This window comes from Allobosea sp. TBD101, assembly GCF_059817965.1.
On sequence record NZ_CM187543.1, the window covers coordinates 2353411 to 2378120 of the forward strand.

Consider the following 24710-nt stretch of genomic DNA (forward strand, 5'->3'; position numbering starts at 1 on the left):
CTTTTCCCGTCGCAGGAGAGCCGCGCCATGATCACCCTCTATTCCGGGCCGTTAAGCCTGTTCTCACGCAAGGTCGAGATCGCGCTGGCCGAGAAGGGCCTCGCCTTCCAGCGTGTCGTGGTGCCGTTCAACCAGACGACGGGTTACGACCCGCGGCATCCGGAAGTGCTGGCGCTCAATCCCAAGCGACAGGTGCCGGTGCTGACCGATTGCGGGCTCGTCCTCTACGATTCCACCGTGATCAACGAATATCTCGACGAAGCCTATCCCGAGCCAAAGCTGATGCCGGACACGCCGGTCGAGCGCGCGCGCTGCCGGCTCGATGAGCTCTATGGCGACGAGATCCTGTTCCAGGCCCTGAAGCCGCTGATGCACCGCACGGAGCCGCCCTCGCCGGATCGCGACCGCCGCATCGCCCAGGAGGCCGACGCGCTGATCGCCGAGGAGGGGCTGCTGCGCCATTACGACGTGCTGGAGCAGAAGCTGGCCGGGCGCCCATTCTTCGGCGGCCGGCTTTCGGTGGCCGATATCGCGCTCTTCATGAGCATGCTCTTCATCCGCCGCCTTGGCGGGCCGTCGCTCGACGGCTATCCGGGGCTGGCGGAGTGGTATGCGCGCCTGAAGTTGCGCCCGGCCTTCGCGCAGGTGGTGGCGGAGACGGCGGAAGCGGACCGCAGGCTGTCCTTTCCGGTGAAACTGCGCTCCGCCTGATTGCGATAAACGGCTGCCGGAGCTAAACCCCCGGCCATGACCCATCCCATCCGCATCGCCCCCTCGATCCTCTCGGCCGATTTCGCCCAGCTCGGCGAGGACGTGCGCGCTGTCGATGCCGCTGGTGCCGACTGGATCCATTGCGACGTGATGGACGGGCATTTCGTGCCGAACATCACCTTCGGCCCCGATGTGCTGAAGGCGATCCGCCCGCACACCCAGAAGTTCTTCGACGTGCATCTGATGATCGCGCCCGTCGACCCCTATGTCGAAGCCTTCGCCAAGGCCGGCGCCGACCTGATCTCCTTCCATGTCGAGGCGGGCCCGCATCCGCACCGCACGCTGCAGGCGATCAAGGCGCAAGGGAAGCAGGCCGGCATCGTGCTGAACCCCGGTACGCCGGCGAGCGCGGCCGAGGCGCTGATCCAGGATGTCGATCTCATCCTGCTCATGACCGTCAATCCCGGTTTCGGCGGGCAGAGCTTCATCCGCTCGGTGGTCGAGAAGGTTGCGCAGGTGAAGGCGCTGGTTGGCGACCGGCCGATCTCCATCGAGATCGATGGCGGGGTGACGCCCGAGACCGCGCCGCTGGTCGTGAAGGCCGGCGCCGATACGCTGGTCGCCGGCTCCGCCGTGTTCAAGGGCGGGCCTTCGGCCTATGCCGGCAATATCGAAGCGATCCGCAAGGCGGCCGAAGCCGCGCGCGGGTCGTGGGTGTAGTTTCTAATCCGCCGTCATCCCGGGCGACCGTAGGGAGACCCGGGATCCATTCCGGAACGGTTCAGGCATGGATCCCGGGTCTGCGCTTCGCTCCGCCCGGGATGACGCTGAGAACGAAGTGAAAGGCTTGCGATGATCCCGCGCTATTCCCGCCCCGAGATGGTTGCCATCTGGGAGCCGCAGACCCGCTTCCGCATCTGGTTCGAGATCGAGGCGCATGCGACTGACAAGCTCGCCGAGCTCGGCGTGGTGCCGAAAGAGGCCGCCGCGACGATCTGGGCCAAGGCCAGGGACGCCGTCTTCGACGTCGCGCGCATCGACGAGATCGAGCGCGTCACCAAGCATGACGTCATCGCCTTCCTGACGCATCTGGCCGAGATCGTTGGGCCCGAGGCCCGCTTCGTCCACCAGGGCATGACCTCGTCTGATATCCTCGACACCACGCTCTCGGTCCAGCTCGCGCGTGCCACCGATCTCCTGATCGCCGATGTCGACGCGCTGCTCGCCGCGATCAAGCGCCGCGCCTTCGAGCACAAGCTCACCCCGACCATCGGCCGTTCGCATGGCATCCATGCCGAGCCGGTGACGTTTGGGCTGAAGCTCGCGCAGGCCTATGCCGAGTTCGACCGCTGCCGCGCCCGCCTCGTTGCAGCCCGTGCCGAAATCGCGACCTGCGCGATCTCTGGCGCCGTCGGCACCTTCGCCAATATCGACCCGAGCGTGGAAGAGTATGTCGCTGCCAAGATGGGGCTGACCGTCGAGCCGGTCTCGACCCAGGTGATCCCGCGCGACCGGCACGCGATGTATTTCGCGACGCTCGGCGTCGTCGCCTCCTGCATCGAGCGGCTCTCGACCGAGATCCGCCATCTGCAGCGCACCGAGGTCTACGAGGCGGAGGAGTATTTCTCGCCGGGCCAAAAGGGCTCTTCGGCGATGCCGCACAAGCGCAACCCGGTGCTGACCGAGAACCTGACGGGCCTGTCCCGTCTCGTGCGCGGCATGGTCACGCCGGCGCTGGAGAACGTTGCTCTCTGGCATGAGCGCGACATCTCGCACTCGTCCGTCGAGCGCATGATCGGCCCCGACGCCACCGTGACCCTTGATTTCGCGCTGGCGCGGCTCACCGGCGTCGTCGACAAGCTGCTGATCTATCCGCAGAACATGCGCAAGAACCTCGACCGTCTCGGCGGCCTGCACAATTCGCAGCGCGTGCTGCTGGCCCTGACCCAGGCCGGCGCCAGCCGCGAGGACAGCTATTCCATGGTCCAGCGCAACGCGATGCGCACCTGGGAGCATGGCGAGGACTTCCTGACCAACCTGATGGCCGACAAGGACGTCGCCGGGAAGCTCTCCGCTTCCGAGCTCAAGGCGATGTTCGACGAGGGCTATCACTTCAAGCATGTCGACACGATCTTCCGCCGGGTGTTCGGGGACGCTTGAAGCGGTTGATGGGCGAACTTACTTTGGGCCGGTTCGTCATCCCGCACGCGCCGCAGCACGCAAGTGCTGCTGCGCAGATGCGGGGCCGCATGACGGAAAGGCGCTTCTTCGTAAGACGGTTCCGTGTCTGCGCAGCAGCGTTTCACGCTGCAGCGCGCACGGGAAGACAGCTCTACTGATCCATCATGAAATCCTCCGACGTCGATATCCTCATCGTTCCCGGCTGGTCGGGCTCCGGGCCCGACCATTGGCAGAGCCGCTGGGCGACCCGCCTCAAGACGGCGCGCCGCGTCGAGCAGGCGGACTGGTACAAACCCTCCCGCCATGTCTGGGCGGATGAGATCGTGAAGGCCGTGCGCAGCGCGACGCGCCCCGTCGTGCTCGTCGGGCACTCGGCTGGCTGCAGTGCGATCGCCTTCGCCGCCGAGCATCTCCATCCCGGCGAGGTCGCAGGTGCCTTTCTGGTCGCCCCGGCTTCCGAGAAGGCGAAAGGGGCGGTGCCCGGTATGGGGCCGGATTTCATCGCGCATCGCCGCGAGAAGCTGCCATTCCCCTCAGTCCTGATCGGTAGCGCGACCGATCCCTATTGCACGCAGGACGAGGCGAAGGCGTTGGCCGAAGCCTGGGGCTCGGAATTCGTCGATGCCGGCGATAGCGGCCATCTCAACAGCGAGTCCGGGCATGGTCCCTGGCCGGACGGTCTCCTGCGTTTCGCGGGCTTCCTCAAGAGCTTGAGCGTGGTTCCGCAGAGATTGAGTCAATAGGCGGGCGGCGGGTCGCCGGCTTCCCCAGCGCATTGATGCCCGCTGTCCTATGCGGCCCCGCTTGTCAGCGGGGGGCGGCACGGGAGGCGCAGCGCGCGATCGCCCCCCGGTGCGCGGCAACAATCCGGAATCGACAGGTACGCTTGCCGGTCCATGAGCGATGGCGGGAATTTGTCCTTGCCGCCGCAGCATTTCTGACGTGCCGACGACATTTGCCGCTCGAGCCGTGCGATCCGTTATGGATCAGCATAAGGCAGCTCAGCCGATCGGGTCTGTCTGGCCCGATCGGCTTTGGTCTGGCTGATCTCACCCCGCTATTGGAGTTGCAGCCTCAGATTCTGCATCAGCATGGGGCTGGCAAAGTTCTGGAGCGCTTTTGCGCCCTGTTCGTTCGCCCAGATGGCCTCGACATTCTTGAGGCCCTTCATCGTCTGTTCCGCGGTCAGGAGCTGCGGTACAGCCGCTGCAGGCTTCATGCTGCCGGCCATATGTTTCACGGCCATCGCGATGACTTGCGGCCTGCCGCTCAGGTCCGTGAAGGTAATCCTGTCCGAGAAGCGTTTGACTTCGACATTCTCCTTGGTCGTCGAGTACTCCCCGCTTCCTCCCAGCCTCCACCATCCGATCATAATCCCCGCATCTGCGGCGGCATGAAAGTGCTCGTACACGTAGTCCAGGGATTGGCTATCGGCGAAAACGGTGAACGACATGCCCTTCCCGACGAGAAGGTTCATCGGAATGACCTCGAGCTGTCCGCCCGGGCCGAACACGGCATTGAATTCGCTCGTCTTGAGTGTAGGCCCAAACTTGTCAATGACGTTCTGGCTGTACCACTCTCCACGCGTAATCGGGAAAACGTCCAGGTTCTCGAACCCGATCTGTATGTTCGTCGTGTTGGTCCTGACATGATTTTCGCGTGTGGTCTGTTCTGCGCTGGCCCCAGCGGTCCGAAATAATCCGAGGAATTTGACGCTGACATTGACCTTCCAGCGTGATTCGAAATATTGTGAAGATGATTGTGCTTCGTTTATTTCTTGTGTTTGTGGTTTGTAGTCATTCGCGAATATGTTAAGCGATTTATCTATTGTTGTTATGTAGTATTCTTGCCAGCGATCCGGATCGTTTATCAATTGTTCCGATGCGGGCAGCCTGATTTTCTGGTTGGGGTTGGTGAGCCTTATCTGCGCGTCCTTGAGAAGGGCGATGTCGGGGTCGTTCAGACCGCTGGATATGATGTCAAAGGTGCCCGCCGCCTCTTTGAGCGCCCTGTCCTTGACCTTGATCTGGACGTCATAAGCTTGCTGCTTGAAGAATTGCGCCTTGGTGAGCCGTTGGGGTTTGGGGGTCACGCCGGCATAGTTCTCATATGCGGCATCTGCCTGGTCCACGGAGGCCTTGTAATCCGAACGGGCGAATTCGAGCTCGTCCAGAGCTCGCCGCGTCGCATTCTTCAAGTCGTCGCTCGCGGTTCCCTGGCCGATTCTCTGCAGCATCGCGGCATTGAGAAAGTACTTGTAGCCGTCGCTGATGCGTTTCGAGCTGTTGCGCAGATAGGTCCATTGGAATGACGGCATGGTTTCGCCCCAATTATTCATGGCGAGCAGACGTCGGGTCGGATTGTTGCTGGCCCAGTCGGCGTTGGTCGGTGTGGGAAGCAGGATGGCCAGGTCGCTGTTCGAGGGGGTCGGTCCGATCAAACGGGTTTCGATCGCCTTGAAGTACCGGCTCCATGCGGGATTTCCCCAGTCCCCGAACAGCGGTTGCTGCGCCTGGGCGCCGAACGGGGCAAGAAGCGTGAGCGAAAGCAGTGCTGAGCTGACAGTTCGAGACATGTTTTCCTCCCGGGCCACCGCACAGGTGGCTGCCGCAAGGTAATGATCAAATCGACATTATGCAACTTATGGTTGTGTTATTTTTGGATGGAAGATTATGGATTGCATCGATCCTGCGGCTTGAACTTGCCCTGGTGGCTGCACACGAGACTTGCTGAATGGTTGGAAGCGGCCGGCGCTGCGCGCTCGGCTGTCCGGTGTCGGCTGGAGGACGCTACTTGGGTCGACGCCACGCGAAAGAGCTGCCGCACATAGCGAAAAGCCCGCCCCGGACATCCCGGGGCGGGCTCTTTCGTTCAGGAGACCGGATTAGCCGCCGAGATCAATTCTCGACATAGGTGATCTTGCCGTCGGCGGCCTTCTTCCAGGTGTAGACGGTGTAGTCCGGACGGGTGATGTCGCCCTTCTTGTCGAAGCCGATATCGCCGATCACGGTCTTGACCGGCTGGCCGCCATGCAGCGCGGCGGCGATCTTCTTGGGATCGACCGAGTTCGCGCGCTTGGCGCCTTCCGCCATGATCTGGACGGCGGCGTAGCTGTACAGCGTATAGGCTTCCGGCTTGAAGTTCTTGGCCGCGAACTTCTGGACGACGGCGGCCGCTTCCGGGCGCTTCTGCGGATCCGGCGGGAAGGTCATCAGGGTGCCTTCGACGCCGGGGCCGCCGATGGTGGCGAACTCGTCGGTGGTGATGCCGTCACCCGAGACGAGGACCGTCTTCAGGCCCTGGTCGCGCATCTGGCGCACGATCAGGCCGCCTTCGGTGTGCAGGCCGCCCCAGTAGAGGTAGTCGGCACCGGAGGCCTTGATCTTCGAGACGAGCGCCGAGAAGTCCTTCTCGCCGGCGTTGATGCCTTCGTAGAGCACTTCCTTGACGCCGCCGGCATTGAGACCCTTCTTGGTCTCGTCGGCGAGGCCCTGGCCATAGGTCGTCTTGTCGTGGACGACGGCGATCTTCTTGTCCTTGAAGTTCTTCAGGAGATAGGCCGAGGCGACGCTGCCCTGCTGGTCGTCACGGCCGCAGGTGCGGAAGGTGTTCCACAGGCCGCGCTCGGTGATCTTCGGGTTCGTGGCCGAAGGCGAGATCATCAGGATGCCGTTTTCAGCATAGACTTCGGAGGCCGGCATGGTGACGCCAGAGTTGAAGTGGCCGAGCACCCATTTCACGCCGTCACCGACGAACTTGTTGGCGACCGAGACGCCCTGCTTCGGATCGGAGACGTCGTCGCCGACCGAGATCGTGATCTTCTGGCCGAGGACGCCGCCGGCGGCGTTGATATCCTCGACCGCCTGCTCGGCGCCGTTCTTGAGCTGTGCGCCGAACGCGGCGTTCGGGCCGGTGATCGGGCCGCCGACACCGAGCTTGATCTGCGCATTGGCCATGCCGGAGAAGGCAAGGACCGCGCCGAGCGCAATACCGCCCAACAGCAGTTTCTTCATGTGATGCAACTCCCCTGTATTGATTGACCAACGGGCTGGACGGGCCGCCCGTCTCGGCGCGTTATGGCCACCGTGAGCCGCAATCTTGCGCTTTTCCGATGGTCTGTCACGCGACAAGCTCATGAGCTCTTTAGAGCAATTCAGGTCGTATTTCGGCGCCCGGGCGGGGTTTCCAGCCGAAGGGGCCGGCGCGCTCGAACAGCCAGTGATACTGCCGCGTCATCTGCTTCGCCCGGGTGTAGCGCCAGCCGGCATAGCCGAAGGCGATGAGCAGGATGGTATCGACGATGTAGTAGTGCAGCGTCAGCAGCGTCGCCTGGAACAGCGCGAAATGGATGAAGCGCACGAACAGGCCGAGCACCAGCATGTAGACGACGAGCTGCCAGTTCGACCGCCAGGTCAGCGCGATGGCGCGGCCGGCCATCCAGGCAAGCCAGCCGCCCATGACGACCGTCACCAGCAGGAAGAGCCAGACCGTCGGTTCTTCGTAGAGGATGCCCTGCATCTCGTGTTCCCCGCTTCAGGCGGCTTTGGAAGCGGCTGACATCACCACAGCGATGGCATGGGTGGCGTGCGGCCGTCTCTCATCAAAAAGTTGCAGCGGAGGAGAGGTGACCCTCCGCCGTCTCGTGTCAGTGCCGGCCGCCTTCGAGATAGGCGGCGCGGACCTGCGGATTGGCGAGCAGATCCTTGCCGGTGCCGCTCATGGTGATGACGCCGTTGACCATCACATAGCCGCGATGGGCGAGCTTCAGCGCATGGAAGGCGTTCTGCTCGACCAGGAAGACGGTGAGCCCCTGCGTCCGGTTGAGCTCGCGGATCGCCTCGAAGATCTGCTTCACGATCAGGGGTGCGAGGCCGAGCGATGGCTCGTCGAGCAGAAGCAATTTCGGGCGGGCCATCAGGGCGCGTGCGATCGCGACCATCTGCTGCTCGCCGCCGGAGAGCGTGCCGCCGCGCTGCTGCAGACGCTCCCGGATACGCGGGAAGAGCACGCAGATCTTTTCGAGATCCTCGTCGAAATTCTCGAAATTGCGGACGGCGGCGCCCATCTGCAGGTTCTCGAACACCGTCATGCGCGGGAAGATGCGGCGGCCTTCGGGTGACTGGGCAATGCCCAGCCTCGCGATCTCGTGGCTCGGCATCCGCGTGATATCGCGGCCCTCATAGGTGACCGAGCCTTCGCGGGCCTGCGGATTGCCGAAGATCGTCATCATCAGCGTGGATTTGCCTGCGCCGTTGGCGCCGATCATGGTGACGATCTCGCCGGGATTGACGTCGATGTCGACGCCCTTCAGCGCGATGATCTTGCCGTAATAGGTCTTGACGCCGCGGACGGCCAGAAGAGGCTGAGCTTGAGTCACGAGATGCCGACCTCCGCTTCGACCTCTTCGACCTCCTCATCATCGACGCCGAGATAGGCAGCGATGACCTTCGGGTCGGCCTGTACTTCGGCCGGCGTGCCGTCGGCGATCTTGGTGCCGTAGTCGAGGACCACGACGTGGTCCGAGATTTCCATGACGACGGACATGTCGTGCTCGATCAGCAGCAGCGCCGTGCCCAGGTCCTTGCGGATCGAGAGCAGCAGCGTGTTGAGGTCGTGGCTCTCGCGCGGGTTGAGGCCCGCGGCCGGTTCGTCGAGGCAGAGCAGGACCGGGTCGGTGCACATGGCCCGCGCGATCTCCAGCCGGCGCTGGTCGCCATAGGGCAGGTCGGCGGCGGGATCGTCGGCGCGATGGGTCAGGTTGATCTTGTCGAGCCAGAACTTGGCCTTCTCGATCGCCTCCCTCTCGCGGGCCTTGTAGCCGCCGACGCCGAGTACGCCGAGGAAGGTGAAGCCGGAGGCCAGCATCAGCGGGTTGTGCTGGGCGACGAGCAGGTTCTCCAGCACCGTCATGCCGCCGAAAAGGCGGATGTTCTGGAAGGTGCGGGCGACCTTGGCCTTCCAGGAGATGCGGAAGTCCAGCATGCGCTCGAGCAGATAGCTCGTGCCGTCTTCGTGGTTGAGCGAGATCATGCCCTGCGTCGGCTTGTAGAAGCCGGTGATGCAGTTGAAGACCGTGGTCTTGCCGGCGCCGTTGGGGCCGATCAGCGCGGTGATCTCGCCCTTGCGGGCCTGGAAGGACAGCGCGTTGACGGCGGTCAGGCCGCCGAAGCGCATGGTGACCTGCTCGACCTCCAGCAGGGCGCGGCCCTGCGGCGTCAATTGGGGAGCGTTCGTGGCCATCAGCCGTGCCCCTCCTGGACCATGTCGGCAGAGATCTTCTTCTTCTCCTTGAGGAAGGCGGTGGGCTCGCGGGTCGAGATCAGGCCGCGCGGCTTCCAGATCATGATCACCACCATGGCGAAGCCGAAGATCAGCATGCGGTACTTCGTCGGGTCGAAGTCGTTGCCGAAGATCTGCTTCATCCATTCGAGCTCGCGCAGGAGCTCGGTGCCGCCGATCATCGCGATCGCCGCGATGGCGCAGCCCCAGAGCGAGCCCATGCCGCCGAGCACGACGATGGCGAGGATCACGGCCGATTCCATGAAGACGAAGGATTCAGGCGAGATGAAACCCTGCCGCGCCGAGAAGAAGGCGCCGGCGAAGCCGCCGAACATGGCGCCGATCGAGAAGGCGGTGAGTTTGGTGTTGGTGGTGTTGATGCCGAGCGAGCGGCAGGCGATCTCGTCCTCGCGCAGCGCCTCCCAGGCGCGCCCGACCGGCAGGCGGCGCAGCCGCAGCGTGACGAAGGCGGTCAGCAGCGCGAGGCAGAGGATCAGGTAGTAGAGGAAGATCGTTCGGTAGAGCGGCGTGAACTCCAGCCCGAAAACGGCGGCGAAACCATTATCCGCCGCCGTGAAGGGTATGCCGAAGAAGGTGGGGCGCGGAATGCCGGAAATGCCGGCATAGCCGTTCGAGAACTCGGTCCAGTTGATCAGCACCAGGCGGATGATCTCGCCGAAGGCCAGCGTCACGATGGCGAGATAGTCGCCGCGCAGGCGCAGCACCGGGAAGCCGAGCAGCATGCCCCAGAAGGCGGCGAGGATGCCGGCAAGCGGCAGCAGGATCCAGAAGGACAGGCCGAAATTCTTGGCCAGCAGCGCGTAGGAATAGGCGCCGACGGCGTAGAAGGCCACATAGCCGAGGTCGAGCAGGCCGGCGAGGCCGACGACGATGTTCAGGCCCCAGCCGAGCATGACGTAGATCAGGATCTGGACGCCGAAATTGTCGATCCATTTCAGCGCGCCGCCCCAGCCGGCGAGGCCGATCGCGATCGCCGGGAAGGTGACGAGGAAGCCCAGCCCGAACACCGAGAAGATGCGGGAATAGCGTTGGAAGAAGGCTATGGTGCCGTGCGGCAGGATGCGCATCGTGGCCTTGCCCTCCTGCTGGCCCTGCTTGCGCAGCGCGACCAGGAAGCGGCCGACGAAGACGATGGCGACGGCCCAGGCGACGGCATCCCAGCGCGGGTCGAGCACCAGGACATTGTCCATGTTCTGGCGCGTGCCCCAGGCGATGATCGGGATGCAGAGGCCGAGCGTGACGAGGGCGGCGAAGCCGGCCTCCTTGAAGGCCGCCTTCAGGTCGCGGCCGGGAGCGGCCGGGTTTGCGGTCGGGTTGCTCGCCATGGCGTCAGACCTTCTCGACTTCCGGGCGCCCAAGCAGGCCGGAGGGCATGAAGACCAGCACGATCGCCAGGATCGTGAAGGCGGCGACGTCCTTGTAGTCGATGGTGAAATAGGCCGACCACATCACCTCGATCAGGCCGATCAGCAGGCCGCCGATGACCGCGCCGGGCAGCGAGCCGATGCCGCCGAGCACCGCGGCCGTGAAGGCCTTGACGCCGGGTGTGAAGCCGTCGGCGAAGTTCACGACGCCATAGAGCACGAGGTACATCACGCCGGCCACCGCCGCGAGCGCGGCGCCCATGACGAAGGTGATCGAGATGGTGCGGTCGACGTCGATGCCGAGGAGGGCCGCCATCTTGCGATCCTGCTCGCAGGCGCGCTGGGCCCGGCCGAGCGGCGTCTTCTGCACGATGTACCAGAAGGCCGCGAGCAGCACCGCCGTCGTCAGGATGATGACGATCTGCTTGTAGGAGATCTGCACCGAGTAGGTCGTGCTCTCGATCAGCGTGATCGACTTGTTGAGCAGCGGCGGGATCGACTTGTTGCGCGGGCCCTGCACGACCTGCACGAAGTTCATCAGGAAGATCGACATGCCGATCGCCGAGATCAGCGGCGCCAGGCGGAAGGAGCCGCGCAGCGGCCGGTAGGCGACACGCTCGATCGTCCAGTTCCACAGCGAGGTGAAGAACATCGCCAGCGCCAGCACCACGATCAGCGCCAGCATGACCATGCCGGCCCCGGTGCCGACCACCGCCGTGATCAGCATGAAGAAGATCAGCGCGATGAAGGCGGAGAGCATGAAAATGTCGCCATGGGCGAAGTTCACCATGCCGATGATGCCGAAGACCATCGTGTAGCCGATGGCGATGAGACCGTAGATCGATCCCAGTGTCAGCCCGTTGATGAGCTGCTGCAGGAAGACTTCCATTGAAAACGCCGACCCCTCGAACCAGCTCCCGTTCTTGTCGTCGGCATGACACCGGCGCATGCGGGATGCGATTGCTGTGCAGAGCTACCAACGGCTCGCGTCAGCGACAATCGCTCCGCGCTAAATTTCTGTCAAAAGCAATTACGAACCAAACGGCGCGAAAATGTGCAGAATACTCTGCGGGATTGCGGGCGTTCTGCGCATGATGATTGCGTGGTGAGCGGGGAAAACTTGGGTGAACGGCATTTCCTGCCATCTCGGCTACAGCGGGCCGTCATGCACCCGAAGGCGGCTCATCCGAAAGACGAATACGAAAAGCTGATCGTTGGATCGGAAAAATGCATGGATCAGCGCCGTGTGGCGACGGGCCCCGGCTGTGCCCGCGAGGCCCGTCGCGCGGCTGCTGCCGTCACGGCAAGGTGAGTTCCTTCAGGGCGCCGGGCTGCTTCACCTCGATCTCGACAAAGGCGATCGGGTGGTCGGACCCGTTCATGACGTCGTGGCGGATGCCGGCCGGGCGCATATAGGCCTGCCCCTGTGCCAGCGGCACGTCGGTGACATCCGTGCCGTTGTGGATGCGCAGCGTACCCGCCACGAGCATGATGACGAAATAGGGCCAGCCATGCTCGTGCCAGCCGGTGACGGCGCCGGGCTCGAAATCCCAGCGGGTGATCCGGATCGTCTCGTCGTCCTGCTGGATGGTGGGCGTGGCGGGGATCGTGCAGGTGAAGGCCATCTGGGTCTCCTGGGTCGGAACGCCGGTTCGCCGGTTCTCCCGATCAGGCCCCGGCCCGGCCGCTGGCAGCCGACATCGGTCGAGCCTGAGGGATCGCGATCGCGAGATCAAGCTGCCGGGCGCAGACCATGGTTGCGCCGGGCCGCTGGCGGACGGGAAAGCCCCAACTGCCGTGCACGGGCATGCCTGCGCCGCGATGGCTGGCGCCGGCTTCCTTGAATCTCTACATGGACTGCTGTTCCGCCGGATGCGGGACAGTGCACCGATCGAGCTGATGACGAAGACCGTCCATCCCCTGCCGCCGCTGGACCATCCGGAGGCCCATGCTTTCCGCGATGCCATGGCGCGGGTCGCGAGTGCCGTCCATGTCGTGACCACCAGCGGGCCGGGCGGGCGCATCGGGTTGACCGCGACAGCCGTCGCTTCCGTTTCCGATTCGCCGCCGACCGTGCTCGCCTGCATTGCGCGGGGCAGCCGCACGCTGGCCGCGATCGAGGCCAGCGGGACGTTCTGCATCAACACCTTGCCGGAACAGCTCGTCGATCTCGCGGAAATCTTCGCCAGCCGGCGGGGCATCGAGGGTGAGGCACGCTTCGAGACCGTCCGTTGGGGCAAGCTCGTCACGGGGGCGCCGGTCCTGCTCGATGCGATCTCGGCCTTCGACTGCCGGCTGGTCGCGACGCATGACGTCGCCAGCCATCGTATCGTGATCGGCGAGGTCGTCGGTCTTGGCGGCGCGGGGCGCGGGGCGGGGCTGATCTACCGCCACCGCCGTTTCAGCTCGGTTTAGCGGCGGCTCAAGCTGCTCCTTGTCATTCCGGGGCGCGCCGAAGGTGCGAACCCGGAACCCACGACCGGGTTAAGCATCACTTCGCGAGTTGCTGGCGGCTCGCCCAGTCGTGGGTTCCGGGTTCTTCGCTGACGCGAAGCCCCGGAATGACAAGGTGGTTGTGACCGGGATCGAACAGTCGCTAAGCCGCCGTGATCAGCCCCTCTGCCGAGATCGCGATCCTGCGATCGGCAAGTGCCCTCTGATCGGCGGCCGGCAGTCGGAGGGCCGGTGGCGTCGGCCAGCCCATCTCGCGGGCGACGACGAGCCCGAGCAGAAGAATCGCGTCCGGCGCGTCCATCAGCAGGGCGGCCGGCGCCTTGCCGGCATGGACCAGTTCCAGCAGCACGGCCGAGGCCGAGGACGAGCCGATCGTGCCCGGCAAGGCGAGGATGCGGCCGGCGATGTTCTGCCCGCGTTCGGGATGGCGGGCATCGATGATCGCGCCGCTCGCTGGATCGACCCCGCCCCAGAAGCTGATCGGGGCGGTCAAGGCCAGGCAGGCGCCCGAGACGGCGTTGCCAGGCAGGAGGATTTCCGCCTTCAGCGCCATGCGCGGGCCTCCCTGACGAGCCGGCCGGCGACCGCGCTCTCGACGCATTCCGAAAGCGAGCCATAGGTCACGGCGTAGCCGGTATTGCCCGGCGCGTAATGGGCGAATTTGCCGGAATTGGTCATCAGCACCGCGCCCTCCAGCTCCGGCAGGATCGGGGTGACGACGACGCAGGTGTCGACGACGAAGACCACGCCCGCCGCTTCCAGCGCGGCGCGCCGGCCCTGTGCCTCCAGCGGGCCGACGACATGACGGCCGGTATTGGCATAGAGCGGAACCTTCAGCCGGCGCCCGGCCATGAGGCGTTCGAGTTCGTCGATCTCGGCCAGCGAGAGATGCGGCGAGCCGATGGCGACGGCATCGATGCGGTCCGTCGATCCGGCCGTCGAGAGGCGGGCGAGGGCATTGGTGATGTCGCCCGGCGTCAACTTGATCGCCTCGCGTGGTGCGATACCGCCCAGCGCTGTTGTTGCATCCGGGGCCTCGGGCGTCACGCCCGCAACATGGAAAAGCCCGACGCCGCCGGCCGAAGCGGCAGCCGCGCCGAGCGCCTTGAGCCGGTCTTCGCTGGTACAGCCCTGGAGGCCCTCGATCACGGCAACGTCGCTGCCGGCACGGCGGCCGAGGATCGTGCCGAGCACGGGATAGAACACGTCGGAGGAACGGAGTTCGCGGGAGAGGCTGCCGACATCGATCAACAGCGTCGCAATCCGGTTCTCGGGGCGATGCAGGCCGTAATCGGGGGCGCGGCCGGCGATGGCGCAGGCAATGTCGAGGAAATCGCCGTAGCGATTGGTGCGGGCGCCGAGCACGGAATTGCAGAAGACGACTGCGTTGGATTCACCCCAGGCGACGTCGCTGCCCTGCGCCGGCCGATGCCCGGCCTGATAGGGCGCGCAGGTCCAGCTCGGCTCGCAGCCCATCGCCTCATAGGCGCGCATCATGCGCCGGGCCATGTCGCGCTGATGCGGAGGCAGGCGGATCGCCGCGCAGCCGGCCGGTGCCAGCGAGCCGACATTCAGGCTGGCCCGCACGCCGACGCGGGCACCGCCCGCGACGAGTTTCTCCGCGAAGAGCGTGCCGGAATCGCCATGGTAGAGCGCCCCGTCGATATGGGCGGAGGCGACCGGGATCAGGCGCGGTGCGCCCATCAGGCGGGCCGCCTCGGCCACGATCCGCATCGCCATGGCCGCGCCTTCGCCGGCGGCGCCACCAGCGATCGCGCGTTCGTCTTGGGTGAGTTCAAGCATCGGTCCTCCCGGAAAGAGCGCAGGCTCCATGCCGGGCGCCTCTTGTGCAGGCGGGGGCTTTGCGACCATGGATAGGGAACTGGATAACCTTCGAACCGCGCCGGCTGCAATCGCCCGTGTCGCGGTGACCTCATGCGGGAGACGCGCCATGGCGATGACGATGAACGGCGAGGCGACATTGCCGGCCGCCAAGGACGTGGTCTGGGCCAAGCTGAACGACCCGGAGGTGCTGAAAGCCTGCATTCCCGGCTGCGAGCAGCTCACCATGGACGACGACACGCATCTCTCGGCCGTGGTGAAGGTCAAGCTGGGACCGGTGAAGGCGACCTTCAAGGGCAAGGTCGAGCTCAGCGAACTCGATCCACCGAACGGCTATCGCATCTCCGGCGAGGGCGAGGGTGGTATTGCCGGCTTCGCAAAGGGGGGCGCTCGCGTCCATCTGAGCGATGCCGAGGGAGGCCAGACCCTGCTGCGCTACGAGGTCGAGGCGCAGGTCGGCGGCAAGCTGATGCAGCTCGGCTCGCGCCTGATCGACTCGGTTTCGAAGAAGCTGGCCGACGAGTTCTTCGCCAATTTCGCCAAGGCGGTGAGCGAAGGCTGAGGCCGTTGCTCAGGAGGCTTCGCGCAGCGCAGCCAGCGCCTGGCTCACAGCGGCCTCCGCCGCGCCGACCTGAAGCGCGATGTTGGCGGCGGCGACATTCGCCCGCTCAAGCGCCGTCTGGGTCATGTCCAGGCTGCCATTGACGGCATTGGCGCTTTCGATCGCCGCGTCCGAGCTGTCCGCGACCATGGCGGCATCGTGCGCGATCGAGGCGGTGACCTTGCTCTGCTGTGTGACGGCTTCCGAGATCGCCTCGGAATCGAGGCGGATGGCATCGACCGTTGCGGCGATGGCAGCGGCGTGGGTGCCGCAGGCCTCGGCGCTGGCCGCAAGCTCGGCGATCTGGCCGGCGATGTCCTGCGTCGCGCTCGCCGTCTGGGTCGCGAGCGACTTCACCTCGGCGGCGACGACGGCGAAGCCGCGGCCGGCCTCGCCGGCGCGGGCGGCCTCGATCGTGGCATTGAGGGCGAGCAGATTGGTCTGGGCGGCGATGTCGGCGATCATACCGACGACCTTGCCGATGCTGCCGGTGGCTTCGCGCAGGCGGACGACCGCCTCGTTCATTTCGCCGGCATCCAGCACGGCCTGATGCGTGATCGACAGGCTCTGCCGGGCGCGCTGGCCGATATCGGCGACGTTGGCCGACATCTCCTCGGTCGCGGCTGCGGTCTGCAGCGACTTTTCGCGCACGATGACCGAGGCGCTGGCGACCTTCCCGACAGTGTCCTTGATGAAGCTGGTGGTCCGCCCGGTTTCGTCGGCCGTCACCACGAATTGCTCGACCGCATCGCTGATGGTCTCGTCGAGATGGGCGATCCGGGTCCTGAGCTTGGCGGCAGCCTCGTCGAGCGTGGAGGTGCGACGGCGGGCGTCGCTCGCCTCGATCTCCTGGTTGATCGTCATCGCCGTATTGACGTCATAGGTCAGGATTCGCTCGATGATGAAGATGTCCTCGGCGAATTTCCGCGGCGAGACGAGCGAGCGCTTCCGGTTCGCCAGGCAGATTTCGCGCACCAGCGAGAAGGCGATCGAGGCACGGGCGCGGCTGCGGACATTGGCCTGCCGTTCGAGCTGGCACAGGCGATCCATCGAAGCGACATAGGTCGCGTCGAAGGCGCCGGCGAACAGCAGGCGGACATGGTTCGCCTCGGCAGGGTAAAGTGCTTCGGCGACCGGAAGGACCGTTTCGCGGAGCGGCGGATGGATGATGAAGGCCCGCTCGAAATCGGCGCTGACCAGCCCCTCGATCAATCGGTCGACGAGCGGCCGATAGCGCTGCAAGCGTTCGCGCTGCGCCTCTCCATAGCCGATCGCCTTCAGGCGTCGCTGGATCTGGTCCATGATCAAGGGCAAGAAATCGCTCATGTGGGGTAGCCTGCCACGCCAAACAGTCTGACAGGGGCTCATTAAAATTTCGCCAATGTGCGCCTGCGGGAGATCGAAATGGCGAAAACCCCCGGATTCCGGTAAAAATCTCCGCTTTCGGAATGCGCCGTTCCGCTTGACCCCGGAAAAACGCGGGTCCACATTCATTTTTGAGCTGTTCCAAGGAAGGTCTGCCTGATGAGGCCGGCCGTTCCGAGGTTCCAGCACGGCCAAGCCCCAGGGAGGGGGCGGGCCGGCGTCAGAGACGGGTCACAGGAGATATGCTCATGGCCACTGTTTCGCTGACGGTGAACGGCAAAGCCGTCACCGCCACTATCGACCCGCGCACCCTTCTGGTGCAGTTCCTGCGAGAGAACCTGCGGCTGACCGGAACCCATGTCGGCTGCGATACCAGCCAATGCGGCGCCTGCCTCGTGCATCTCGACGGCAAGGCGGTGAAGTCCTGCACGACGCTCGCGGTCTCCGTGGACGGCGCTTCCGTCACGACGATCGAGGGGCTCGCCGCCGGCGACACGCTGCATCCGATGCAGGAGGCCTTCCGCGAGCATCATGGCCTGCAATGCGGCTTCTGCACGCCGGGCATGATCATGTCCGCCGTCGACATGGTGAACCGCCGCGGCCACGCCCTCGACGAGAAGACGATCCGCGAGGATCTCGACGGCAATATCTGCCGCTGCACCGGCTACCACAATATCGTCAAGGCGATCGCCGCAGGCGCCGAGGCCATGGGCAAGGGCGCCGCGCCTGCCCGCCAGGCTGCCGAATGAGGCACTCGCCCGCGCCTTGCGGTGCGGGCTCCCCATCCGTCACGCGTTCCATGCAGTGAGGCGCCCGGCAGAGGCGCCGTGCGAGGAGGGAACACCATGTCCGCCACCGGAATCGGCGCCGCAGTCCGCCGCAAGGAAGATCACCGTTTCATCACCGGCCAGGGCCGCTATACCGACGACGTCAACCGGCCGGGCCAGGCCCATGCCTATTTCCTGCGCTCGCCGCATGCGCATGCCAAGATCAAGGTGATCGACACCAAGGCCGCCGCCGGCATGCCGGGCGTGCTCGGCATCTTCACCGGTGCTGATCTCGCCACCGACAAGATCGGCGGGCTGATCTGCGGCTGGATGATCCACAACAAGGACGGTTCGCCGATGCGTGCCGGCCCGCACCCGGCGCTGGCGCAAGGCAAGGTGCGCTATGTCGGCGACCATGTCGCGGTCGTGGTGGCGGAGACGCTGGCGCAGGCGCGCGACGCGGCCGAGGCGATCGCGGTTGACTATCAGGAGCTGCCGGCGGTGGTCGACACCGCCAAGGCCATCGGCGCCAAGACCGTGGTCCATGACGAGGCGCCGGACAACAGCGTGTTCAACTGGCATCTCGGCGACAAGGACGCGACCGAGAAGGCTTTCAAGGCGGCCAAGCACGTCACGAAGCTCGACCTCGTCAACAACCGGCTCGTGCCGAACGCGATGGAGCCCCGGGCTGCCGTCGGCGACTACGACGCCGGCGATGGCATCTTCACGCTCTACACCACCAGCCAGAACCCGCATGTGGCGCGGCTGGTGCTCTCGGCCTTCATCGGCATCGCGCCCGAGAACAAGCTGCGCGTGATCGCGCCGGATGTCGGCGGCGGCTTCGGCTCCAAGATCTTCATCTATGCCGAGGAGACGGTCTGCGTCTGGGCGGCCAAGAAGGTCGGACGGCCGGTGAAGTGGACGGCGGATCGGACCGAGGCCTTCCTCTCCGACGCACATGGCCGCGACCACGTCACCCATGCCGAGCTTGCGACCGATGCCGAGGGCAAGATCCTGGGTATGCGGGTGAAGACGACCGCCAATCTCGGGGCCTATCTCTCGACCTTCTCGTCCTCGGTGCCGACCTATCTCTACGCGCCGCTGCTGTCCGGCCAGTACGATATCCCGGCGATCTATTGCGAGGTCGACGCGGTCTATACCAACACCGCTCCGGTCGATGCCTATCGCGGCGCCGGGCGGCCGGAGGCCACCTTCGTGGTCGAGCGCCTGGTCGAGGTCACGGCGCGCCAGCTCGGCAAGGACCCGGCCAAGTTCCGGATGCAAAACTACATCAAGAAGTTCCCGCACCAAACGCCGGTCATCATGATGTACGATGCCGGCAATTACGGCGCCTCCATGAAGAAGGCGCTGGAGATGATCGACTACAAGGGACTGGGCAAGCGCAAGCGCGACTCGGCGCGGGCCGGCAAGCTGCGCGGCATCGGCTTCTCCTCCTATATCGAGGCCTGCGGCATCGCGCCGTCCGCCGCAGTCGGCTCGCTCGGCGCCGGCGTCGGCTTGTGGGAATCGGCCGAGGTCCGGGTCAATCCGGTCGGGACTGTCGAGGTTCTCACCGGCTCGCATAGCCACGGCCAGGGCCATGAGACGACCTTCGCCCAGCTCGTTTCGGATCGGCTCGGCATTCCCATCGACAATGTCTCGATCATCCATGGCGATACCGACAAGGTGCAGATGGGCATGGGCACCTATGGCTCGCGCTCGGGTGCGGTCGGCATGTCCGCGATCTTCAAAGCCATCGACAAGGTGATCGCCAAGGGCAAGAAGGTCGCCGCCCATGTGCTGGAGGCCGACGAGGCCGATATCGACTTCGCGGACGGGCATTTCTCGGTGAAGGGCACCGACCGCAAGCTCGATTTCGGCTCCTGCGCCCTGCAGGCCTATGTCGCGCACAAGTTCAACGGGCAGGAGCTGGAGCCGGGGCTGAAGGAAGGGGCGTTCTACGACCCGACCAATTTCACCTTCCCGGCCGGCGTCCATATCTGCGAGGTCGAGATCGACCCCGAGACCGGCGTGACCAGGATCGAGCGCTGGGCCGCCGTCGACGATTTCGGCAATGTCATCAACCCGATGATCGTCGAAGGGCAGGTCCATGGCGGCATCGCCCAGGGCGTCGGTCAGGCCCTGCTGGAAGGCGCGCGCTACAATGCCGACGGGCAGCTCGTGACCGCGAGCTTCATGGATTACACTATGCCGCGCGCCGACGACCTGCCATCCTTCGATGTCGGCATGACCGTGACGCCGTGTCCGTCGAACCCGCTGGGGATCAAGGGCTGTGGCGAGGCCGGAGCCATCGCCTCGCCACCCGCCGTCATCAACGCCATCACCGACGCGCTCGGCCATGAGGACATCGCGATGCCGGCCACGCCGCAGGCGGTGTGGCGCGCGGCACAGAAGTCGATCAGCCGCCAGGCGGCCGAGTGAGCTGAAAGGACAGGTCCATGTACGCTTTCACCTATCATAAGCCCACCAGCGCCCGGCAGGCCGCGACGCTTCTCGCCAAGAAGGAGGACGCCAAGCTTCTGGCCGGCGGCCACACCCTGCTGCCGACGATGAAGCAGCGGCTGGCCTCGCCGACTGCGCTCGTCGATCTCGGCGCCTGCCCCGATCTCAAGGGCATCGCGGCCAAGGGCCGCAACATCGTTATCGGCGCGATGACGACCCATGCCGAGGTCGCATCCTCGGCCGAGGTGCAGGAGGCGATCCCGGCGCTCGCGTTCCTCGCCGGCAGCATCGGCGATCCGCATGTGCGCCATCGCGGCACGATCGGCGGCTCGGTCGCCAATAACGATCCGGCGGCGGATTATCCGGCGGCCCTGCTGGCGCTCGGCGCCACCGTCGTCACCAACAAGCGCAAGCTGACGGCGGAGGAGTTCTTCACCGGGCTCTACGAGACGGCGCTGGAGGAAGGCGAGATCATCACCAAGGTCTCGTTCCCGCTGGTCTCGAAGGCGGGTTATGCCAAGTTCCGCAACCCGGCTTCGCGCTATGCCATGGTCGGTGTCTTCGTCGCCAAGCGCGGCAGCGAGATCCGCGTCACGGTGACCGGGGCGGGCGAGGGCGGCGTCTTCCGCTGGCCGGAAGCCGAGGCCGCGCTGAAGGCGCGCTTCGCGCCGAAATCACTGGACGGGTTGAAGCACACGGCGAAGGGCATCAACGGCGATATCCATGCCGATGCCGAGTACCGCGCCCATCTGATCAGCGTGATGGCCAAGCAGGCCGTGGCGCAGGCGACGGGGAAGTAGGCGAAGCGCTGCCGCCCTGACCGTCATGCTCGCCCTTGTGGCGAGCATCCACGTCTTGAACACCGCATGGCATCGATCAAGACGTGGATGGTGGGGACAAGCCCGACCATGACATGGAAAGGGGCGCAAAGCGGACCGGCGTTTCGTCGACTTGACCCTTTGACCTCTTCCGCGCCTAGCTCATCGCTCATTCCCGAGAGATGCCCGGGTCAGGCTCGGGCATGACGTGTGTCTTGATGTCCAGCCCTCTGCCTTCCTCCATCGACGCCACGCTCGCGCTCCTGCAGGGCCAAGGCTATGTCGCCGACCGCGCGCTCGCGACGGTGCTGTTCCTGGCGCTAAGGATGAAGCGGCCGCTCTTGCTGGAAGGCGAGGCCGGCACCGGCAAGACCGAGATCGCCAAGGTTCTGGCGGCAGGGCTGGGCCGCCGGCTGATCCGGTTGCAGTGCTACGAGGGGCTCGATCTCGCCTCCGCCGTCTACGAATGGAACTATGCCGGGCAGATGATGGCGATCCGGCTGGCCGAGGCCGGTGGCGCGGCCGGCGATCGCGAGCGGCTGGAAGGCGACATCTTCTCCGAGAAATATCTGGTGAAGCGGCCTCTCCTGCAGGCGCTGGAGCCGCAGGAGGGCGGGGCGCCGATCCTGCTGATCGACGAGCTCGACCGCACCGACGAGGCCTTCGAGGCCTTCCTGCTCGAGGTGCTGGCCGATGCGCAGGTGACCATCCCCGAGCTCGGCACGATCCGGGCGGCCGAGCCGCCGATCGTGATCCTGACCTCGAACCGCACCCGCGAGATCCACGACGCGCTGAAGCGCCGCTGCCTCTATCACTGGGTCGGTTATCCCGATGCGGCGCGCGAGCTGGCGATTCTGAAGGCGAAGGTGCCGGATGCGCCGGCCAAGCTCTCGAAGCAGCTCGTCGCCTTCGTGCAGGCGATCCGCAAGGAGGAGCTGTTCAAGGCGCCGGGCGTCGCCGAGACGCTGGACTGGGCGACGGCGCTGGTCGAGCTTGACGCAGTCGCGCTCGATCCCGCCATCGTTTCGGATACGCTGGGGGCACTGCTGAAGTATCAGGACGATATCCAGGCGATGCAGGGCTCGCAGGTGAAGGAGCTTCTGGATCGGGCCAAGGCGGAGGCGGGGCGCTAGGTTTCCTGCGCCGCGAAGCGAGAGGGTGCTGCGATGAACGCCGATATCAAGGCCGTCGAGGCGACGGTCCGGACCTATCTCGACGGGCTCTACGAGGGCGATGCCGAGAAGCTCGCGCATGTCTTCCACCCGACCAGCGCCCTGACCACGGCGCGCGACGACGGCGCGATCCAGATCGTGACGCGCGACGCGTGGCTCGACGCCGTGCGCACCCGGCCGGCGCCGCAGGCGGTGGGGATGCAGCGCGACGACCATATCCTGACCATCGACCTCGTCGGGCCGACGCTGGCGCTGGTCAAGGTGAAGTGCCAGATGCCGCCGCGCTATTTCACCGACCTGCTCTCGCTGCTGAAGATCGAGAGCCGCTGGCAGATCGTCCAGAAGGTGTTCATGACGGAGACGCGGGGCGCGTGAGCGGCAAGCTTGCCGAGAACGTCGCCTATTTCGCCCGCGCCTTGCGCGCGGCTGGGCTGCCGGTCGGGCCGGGCGCCGTGGTCGAGGCGATCGCGGCGCTGGAAGGCGGAGCGCTCGGCGGGCGTGACGATGTCTACTGGGCGCTGCATGCGATCTTCGTGAAGAAGCATGAGGACTCGCCCGTCTACGACCAGGCGTTCCGGTTGTTCTGGCGCCGGCGCAACCTGATCGAGAAGATCATGGCGCAGATGTCGCCGGTCTCGCCCCGCGCCGACAGCCAGCCGGAGAAGGCCGAAGCCGGGGCGCTGCGCGTCGCGGAGGCCTTCGCGCCGCCGCCACGCGAAGACGAGCCGCCGAAGGAGCTGACCGAGCTGACGGCGCGACTGACTGTCTCCGATCGCGAGATGCTGAAATCGCGCGATTTCGCCCAGATGAGTGCTGCCGAGATCGCGCGCGCCAAGCAGTTGATCGCCGAGCTCAGGCTGCCCGACGATGCCATCGTGACGCGCCGCTTCCGGCCGGCGCATCGCGGCACGCGCATCGATCCGCGCCGGACCTTCCGGCAGTCGCTGCGGGGTGGCGGTGGCTCGATCGACCTTGCCTTCCGCGAGCGGCGCGAGGTGCATCCACCGGTCGTGGCACTGGTCGATATCTCCGGCTCGATGGCGGAGTATTCGCGCATCTTCCTGCATTTCCTGCATGCGCTGACCGAGAAGCGCCGGCGCGTGCATTCTTTCGTCTTCGGCACGCGCCTGACCAATGTCACGCGGATGCTGCGGGCGCGCGACCCTGACGAGGCGCTGGCGCTCGCCGGAAAGGCCGCACCGGACTGGGAGGGCGGCACGCGCATCGCGACGGCGCTGCATGACTTCAACCGCATCTGGTCGCGGCGGGTGCTGGCGGGCGGGGCGATCGTGCTGCTCTTCACGGACGGGCTGGAACGCCATCTCGATGATAGCCTCGGTTTCGAGATGGACCGGCTGCACCGCTCCTGCCGGCAACTCGTCTGGCTGAACCCGCTTTTGCGCTACGAGGCTTTCGCGGCGCGGGCGAGCGGCATCCGGGCGATGCTGCCCCATGTCGACTCGTTCCGGCCGATTCACAACCTTGCGGCGATGGCCGATCTCTGCGCCGCGTTGTCGCTGGATGCAGGGCGGGAGAGCGATCCGCGCCTGTGGTTGAAACGGGCGGGTTGAGGCATGATGTTTTGCTCGCGAGCCCTCATCCTGAGGAGCGATCGTAGATCGCGTCTCGAAGGATGTTCCAGAGTTCGCTAGAACATCCTTCGAGACGCCGCTACGCGGCTCCTCAGGATGAGGGCTGAGATAGGACGCCGACCATGATCAGCACCGAAACCGATATCCTGCGCGCGGCCGAGGATTGGGCGCGCGGCGGCCGCGGCGTCGCCATCGCGACCGTGGTCGAGACCTGGGGCTCGGCGCCGCGCCCGGTCGGCTCGCATCTCGTCATCGACGGGGAGGGGAGTTTCCTCGGCTCGGTCTCGGGCGGCTGCGTCGAGGGCGCCGTGGTGGCCGAGGCTGCCGACGTCATCGCCGACGGCAAGGCGCGCATGCTGGAGTTCGGCGTCGCCGACGAGACGGCCTGGCAGGTCGGGCTTTCCTGCGGCGGGCGCATCAAGGTTTATGTCGAGAAGGTGAACTGAGATGGCCTCCTGGGAAACCCTTGTCGCCTTCGCGACGGTGACCATCCTCGTCGCCTATTTTCCGGGGCCGGCGCTGCTCTACACCGCCGCCCAGACGATCAGCCATGGTCGCAAGGCCGGGCTGATGGCGATGCTCGGCATCCATCTCGGCTGCTACCTGCATGTCTTCGCCGCGGCTTTCGGGCTGTCGGCCGTGTTCAAGCATGTGCCTGAACTCTACATGGCCGTGAAGATCGCGGGCGCGCTCTACCTGATCTGGATCGGCATCGGAATGATCCGCTCGCGCATGGGCTCGCCCGACCAGCCGGTCGCGCCGCCCAAGACGGTGAAGCGCGCGCTGCTCGATTCCTTCATCGTCGAGATCCTGAACCCCAAGGTCGCGCTGTTCTTCATCGCTCTGCTGCCGCAGTTCGTCGATCCGGCCGCTGCGCTGCCGGTCTGGGTGCAGTTCCTGATCCTCGGTACGATCGTGAATTTCGCCTTCTCCTCGGCCGATCTCGTGACGGTCTTTGGTGCTTCGCTCGTCGTCGGTGCGATGAAGAAGACCAAGGCGAGCTTCGCCTTCGGGCGCTGGATCGGTGGCTCGCTGATGATCGCGCTCGGCCTGAAGCTCGCGACGGACAGGGGCTGAGCG

25 protein-coding genes are annotated in these 24710 nt (G+C 65.6%); 14 read left to right on the forward strand and 11 right to left on the reverse strand.

The features are described 5' to 3' along the window. Window positions 1–27 precede the first annotated feature (27 nt). The 4 genes from AC6RIC_RS11465 (at window position 28) to AC6RIC_RS11480 (ending at window position 3635) form a co-directional block, all read left to right on the forward strand. Complete coding sequence (locus AC6RIC_RS11465) at window positions 28–711, forward strand: glutathione S-transferase family protein (RefSeq protein WP_499736267.1); 684 nt, start codon at window positions 28–30, stop codon at window positions 709–711. Between the two features lie 36 nt (window positions 712–747). After that, entirely contained in the window at window positions 748–1431 is a 684-nt protein-coding gene (gene rpe, locus AC6RIC_RS11470) for a ribulose-phosphate 3-epimerase (RefSeq protein ID WP_499736268.1), read from the forward strand. A 132-nt stretch (window positions 1432–1563) separates the two neighbouring features. Then, the gene (purB, locus tag AC6RIC_RS11475) at window positions 1564–2871 is read left to right on the forward strand and encodes an adenylosuccinate lyase (protein WP_499736269.1); all 1308 of its coding nucleotides are present in this window, start codon (window positions 1564–1566) and stop codon (window positions 2869–2871) included. Between the two features lie 185 nt (window positions 2872–3056). Beyond that, on the forward strand, window positions 3057–3635 hold the full coding sequence (locus tag AC6RIC_RS11480) for an RBBP9/YdeN family alpha/beta hydrolase (protein ID WP_499736270.1): 579 nt from the start codon (window positions 3057–3059) through the stop codon (window positions 3633–3635). Window positions 3636–3949: 314 nt separating this feature from the next. On the opposite strand, the gene AC6RIC_RS11485 is transcribed toward AC6RIC_RS11480, so the two are convergent. The 8 genes from AC6RIC_RS11485 to AC6RIC_RS11520 all read right to left on the reverse strand — a co-directional run bounded on the left by AC6RIC_RS11485 (window position 3950) and on the right by AC6RIC_RS11520 (window position 12181). Continuing rightward, window positions 3950–5467, reverse strand: a complete 1518-nt coding sequence (locus AC6RIC_RS11485) for a hypothetical protein (RefSeq protein ID WP_454656405.1) — start codon at window positions 5465–5467, stop codon at window positions 3950–3952. Window positions 5468–5789: 322 nt separating this feature from the next. Next, window positions 5790–6905: a branched-chain amino acid ABC transporter substrate-binding protein gene (locus AC6RIC_RS11490; protein ID WP_454656406.1), complete on the reverse strand. Its 1116-nt coding sequence runs from the start codon at window positions 6903–6905 to the stop codon at window positions 5790–5792. A 130-nt stretch (window positions 6906–7035) separates the two neighbouring features. Next, window positions 7036–7410, reverse strand: coding sequence for a DUF6867 family protein (locus AC6RIC_RS11495; RefSeq protein WP_454656407.1), 375 nt, complete (start codon window positions 7408–7410; stop codon window positions 7036–7038). A gap of 127 nt (window positions 7411–7537) precedes the next feature. Continuing rightward, window positions 7538–8269: an ABC transporter ATP-binding protein gene (locus tag AC6RIC_RS11500; RefSeq protein WP_454656408.1), complete on the reverse strand. Its 732-nt coding sequence runs from the start codon at window positions 8267–8269 to the stop codon at window positions 7538–7540. Beyond that, window positions 8266–9132 (reverse strand): ABC transporter ATP-binding protein, encoded by an 867-nt coding sequence (locus tag AC6RIC_RS11505; RefSeq protein WP_454656409.1) that lies wholly within the window; start codon window positions 9130–9132, stop codon window positions 8266–8268. The genes AC6RIC_RS11500 and AC6RIC_RS11505 overlap by 4 nt, the downstream gene beginning before the upstream one ends. Continuing rightward, complete coding sequence (gene livM, locus AC6RIC_RS11510; RefSeq protein WP_499736271.1) at window positions 9132–10517, reverse strand: high-affinity branched-chain amino acid ABC transporter permease LivM; 1386 nt, start codon at window positions 10515–10517, stop codon at window positions 9132–9134. Before livM ends, AC6RIC_RS11505 begins: the two co-directional genes overlap by 1 nt. A gap of 4 nt (window positions 10518–10521) precedes the next feature. After that, a complete protein-coding gene (locus AC6RIC_RS11515; RefSeq protein ID WP_454656411.1) occupies window positions 10522–11445 on the reverse strand; it encodes a branched-chain amino acid ABC transporter permease in 924 nt (307 codons plus the stop codon). 409 nt (window positions 11446–11854) lie between these two features. Continuing rightward, on the reverse strand, window positions 11855–12181 hold the full coding sequence (locus AC6RIC_RS11520; protein ID WP_454656412.1) for a cupin domain-containing protein: 327 nt from the start codon (window positions 12179–12181) through the stop codon (window positions 11855–11857). Between the two features lie 274 nt (window positions 12182–12455). Here AC6RIC_RS11520 and AC6RIC_RS11525 point away from each other — a divergent pair, with 274 nt between their 5' ends. Beyond that, window positions 12456–12971: a flavin reductase family protein gene (locus AC6RIC_RS11525; RefSeq protein WP_499736272.1), complete on the forward strand. Its 516-nt coding sequence runs from the start codon at window positions 12456–12458 to the stop codon at window positions 12969–12971. 181 nt (window positions 12972–13152) lie between these two features. Here AC6RIC_RS11525 and AC6RIC_RS11530 read toward each other — a convergent pair whose 3' ends face one another. Together AC6RIC_RS11530 and AC6RIC_RS11535 are read right to left on the reverse strand one after the other, a co-directional pair. Continuing rightward, the gene (locus AC6RIC_RS11530; protein ID WP_499736273.1) at window positions 13153–13563 is read right to left on the reverse strand and encodes an aconitase X swivel domain-containing protein; all 411 of its coding nucleotides are present in this window, start codon (window positions 13561–13563) and stop codon (window positions 13153–13155) included. Then, window positions 13554–14813 (reverse strand): aconitase X, encoded by a 1260-nt coding sequence (locus AC6RIC_RS11535; protein ID WP_499736274.1) that lies wholly within the window; start codon window positions 14811–14813, stop codon window positions 13554–13556. The genes AC6RIC_RS11530 and AC6RIC_RS11535 overlap by 10 nt, the downstream gene beginning before the upstream one ends. Before the next feature lie 148 nt (window positions 14814–14961). Here AC6RIC_RS11535 and AC6RIC_RS11540 point away from each other — a divergent pair, with 148 nt between their 5' ends. Then, complete coding sequence (locus AC6RIC_RS11540) at window positions 14962–15414, forward strand: SRPBCC family protein (protein ID WP_199085851.1); 453 nt, start codon at window positions 14962–14964, stop codon at window positions 15412–15414. 9 nt (window positions 15415–15423) lie between these two features. Here the strand turns inward: AC6RIC_RS11540 and AC6RIC_RS11545 are convergent, their stop codons facing one another. Continuing rightward, window positions 15424–16779, reverse strand: a complete 1356-nt coding sequence (locus AC6RIC_RS11545) for a methyl-accepting chemotaxis protein (protein WP_499736275.1) — start codon at window positions 16777–16779, stop codon at window positions 15424–15426. A 287-nt stretch (window positions 16780–17066) separates the two neighbouring features. On the opposite strand from AC6RIC_RS11545, the gene AC6RIC_RS11550 reads away from it, so the two are divergent. The 8 genes from AC6RIC_RS11550 (at window position 17067) to AC6RIC_RS11585 (ending at window position 24707) form a co-directional block, all read left to right on the forward strand. Then, window positions 17067–17567: a (2Fe-2S)-binding protein gene (locus AC6RIC_RS11550; RefSeq protein WP_454656417.1), complete on the forward strand. Its 501-nt coding sequence runs from the start codon at window positions 17067–17069 to the stop codon at window positions 17565–17567. A gap of 96 nt (window positions 17568–17663) precedes the next feature. Then, window positions 17664–20027, forward strand: a complete 2364-nt coding sequence (locus AC6RIC_RS11555) for a xanthine dehydrogenase family protein molybdopterin-binding subunit (RefSeq protein ID WP_499736276.1) — start codon at window positions 17664–17666, stop codon at window positions 20025–20027. Between the two features lie 17 nt (window positions 20028–20044). Then, window positions 20045–20848 (forward strand): FAD binding domain-containing protein, encoded by an 804-nt coding sequence (locus tag AC6RIC_RS11560; protein ID WP_499736277.1) that lies wholly within the window; start codon window positions 20045–20047, stop codon window positions 20846–20848. A 236-nt stretch (window positions 20849–21084) separates the two neighbouring features. Continuing rightward, complete coding sequence (locus tag AC6RIC_RS11565; protein ID WP_454656420.1) at window positions 21085–21999, forward strand: AAA family ATPase; 915 nt, start codon at window positions 21085–21087, stop codon at window positions 21997–21999. A gap of 33 nt (window positions 22000–22032) precedes the next feature. Next, a complete protein-coding gene (locus AC6RIC_RS11570) occupies window positions 22033–22413 on the forward strand; it encodes a nuclear transport factor 2 family protein (RefSeq protein ID WP_499736278.1) in 381 nt (126 codons plus the stop codon). Further along, window positions 22410–23609 carry a vWA domain-containing protein gene (locus AC6RIC_RS11575; RefSeq protein WP_499736279.1) on the forward strand — a complete coding sequence of 400 codons (1200 nt, stop codon included), beginning with the start codon at window positions 22410–22412 and terminating at the stop codon, window positions 23607–23609. Before AC6RIC_RS11570 ends, AC6RIC_RS11575 begins: the two co-directional genes overlap by 4 nt. 143 nt (window positions 23610–23752) lie before the next feature. Continuing rightward, the gene (locus tag AC6RIC_RS11580) at window positions 23753–24076 is read left to right on the forward strand and encodes an XdhC family protein (RefSeq protein WP_499736280.1); all 324 of its coding nucleotides are present in this window, start codon (window positions 23753–23755) and stop codon (window positions 24074–24076) included. A gap of 1 nt (window position 24077) precedes the next feature. Then, window positions 24078–24707 (forward strand): LysE family translocator, encoded by a 630-nt coding sequence (locus tag AC6RIC_RS11585; RefSeq protein ID WP_454656424.1) that lies wholly within the window; start codon window positions 24078–24080, stop codon window positions 24705–24707. Window positions 24708–24710: the final 3 nt, after the last annotated feature.

Excerpts from the sequence above, each read along its gene's own strand:
- AC6RIC_RS11465 (WP_499736267.1), top strand. The coding sequence starts at position 28 with ATGATCACCCTCTATTCCGGGCCGTTAAGCCTGTTCTCACGCAAGGTC.
- rpe (WP_499736268.1), top strand. The coding sequence starts at position 748 with ATGACCCATCCCATCCGCATCGCCCCCTCGATCCTCTCGGCCGATTTC.
- purB (WP_499736269.1), top strand. The coding sequence starts at position 1,564 with ATGATCCCGCGCTATTCCCGCCCCGAGATGGTTGCCATCTGGGAGCCG.
- AC6RIC_RS11480 (WP_499736270.1), top strand. The coding sequence starts at position 3,057 with ATGAAATCCTCCGACGTCGATATCCTCATCGTTCCCGGCTGGTCGGGC.
- AC6RIC_RS11485 (WP_454656405.1), bottom strand. The coding sequence starts at position 5,467 with ATGTCTCGAACTGTCAGCTCAGCACTGCTTTCGCTCACGCTTCTTGCC.
- AC6RIC_RS11490 (WP_454656406.1), bottom strand. The coding sequence starts at position 6,905 with ATGAAGAAACTGCTGTTGGGCGGTATTGCGCTCGGCGCGGTCCTTGCC.
- AC6RIC_RS11495 (WP_454656407.1), bottom strand. The coding sequence starts at position 7,410 with ATGCAGGGCATCCTCTACGAAGAACCGACGGTCTGGCTCTTCCTGCTG.
- AC6RIC_RS11505 (WP_454656409.1), bottom strand. The coding sequence starts at position 9,132 with ATGGCCACGAACGCTCCCCAATTGACGCCGCAGGGCCGCGCCCTGCTG.
- livM (WP_499736271.1), bottom strand. The coding sequence starts at position 10,517 with ATGGCGAGCAACCCGACCGCAAACCCGGCCGCTCCCGGCCGCGACCTG.
- AC6RIC_RS11515 (WP_454656411.1), bottom strand. The coding sequence starts at position 11,445 with ATGGAAGTCTTCCTGCAGCAGCTCATCAACGGGCTGACACTGGGATCG.
- AC6RIC_RS11520 (WP_454656412.1), bottom strand. The coding sequence starts at position 12,181 with ATGGCCTTCACCTGCACGATCCCCGCCACGCCCACCATCCAGCAGGAC.
- AC6RIC_RS11525 (WP_499736272.1), top strand. The coding sequence starts at position 12,456 with ATGACGAAGACCGTCCATCCCCTGCCGCCGCTGGACCATCCGGAGGCC.
- AC6RIC_RS11530 (WP_499736273.1), bottom strand. The coding sequence starts at position 13,563 with ATGGCGCTGAAGGCGGAAATCCTCCTGCCTGGCAACGCCGTCTCGGGC.
- AC6RIC_RS11535 (WP_499736274.1), bottom strand. The coding sequence starts at position 14,813 with ATGCTTGAACTCACCCAAGACGAACGCGCGATCGCTGGTGGCGCCGCC.
- AC6RIC_RS11540 (WP_199085851.1), top strand. The coding sequence starts at position 14,962 with ATGGCGATGACGATGAACGGCGAGGCGACATTGCCGGCCGCCAAGGAC.
- AC6RIC_RS11545 (WP_499736275.1), bottom strand. The coding sequence starts at position 16,779 with ATGAGCGATTTCTTGCCCTTGATCATGGACCAGATCCAGCGACGCCTG.
- AC6RIC_RS11550 (WP_454656417.1), top strand. The coding sequence starts at position 17,067 with ATGGCCACTGTTTCGCTGACGGTGAACGGCAAAGCCGTCACCGCCACT.
- AC6RIC_RS11555 (WP_499736276.1), top strand. The coding sequence starts at position 17,664 with ATGTCCGCCACCGGAATCGGCGCCGCAGTCCGCCGCAAGGAAGATCAC.
- AC6RIC_RS11560 (WP_499736277.1), top strand. The coding sequence starts at position 20,045 with ATGTACGCTTTCACCTATCATAAGCCCACCAGCGCCCGGCAGGCCGCG.
- AC6RIC_RS11565 (WP_454656420.1), top strand. The coding sequence starts at position 21,085 with ATGTCCAGCCCTCTGCCTTCCTCCATCGACGCCACGCTCGCGCTCCTG.
- AC6RIC_RS11570 (WP_499736278.1), top strand. The coding sequence starts at position 22,033 with ATGAACGCCGATATCAAGGCCGTCGAGGCGACGGTCCGGACCTATCTC.
- AC6RIC_RS11580 (WP_499736280.1), top strand. The coding sequence starts at position 23,753 with ATGATCAGCACCGAAACCGATATCCTGCGCGCGGCCGAGGATTGGGCG.
- AC6RIC_RS11585 (WP_454656424.1), top strand. The coding sequence starts at position 24,078 with ATGGCCTCCTGGGAAACCCTTGTCGCCTTCGCGACGGTGACCATCCTC.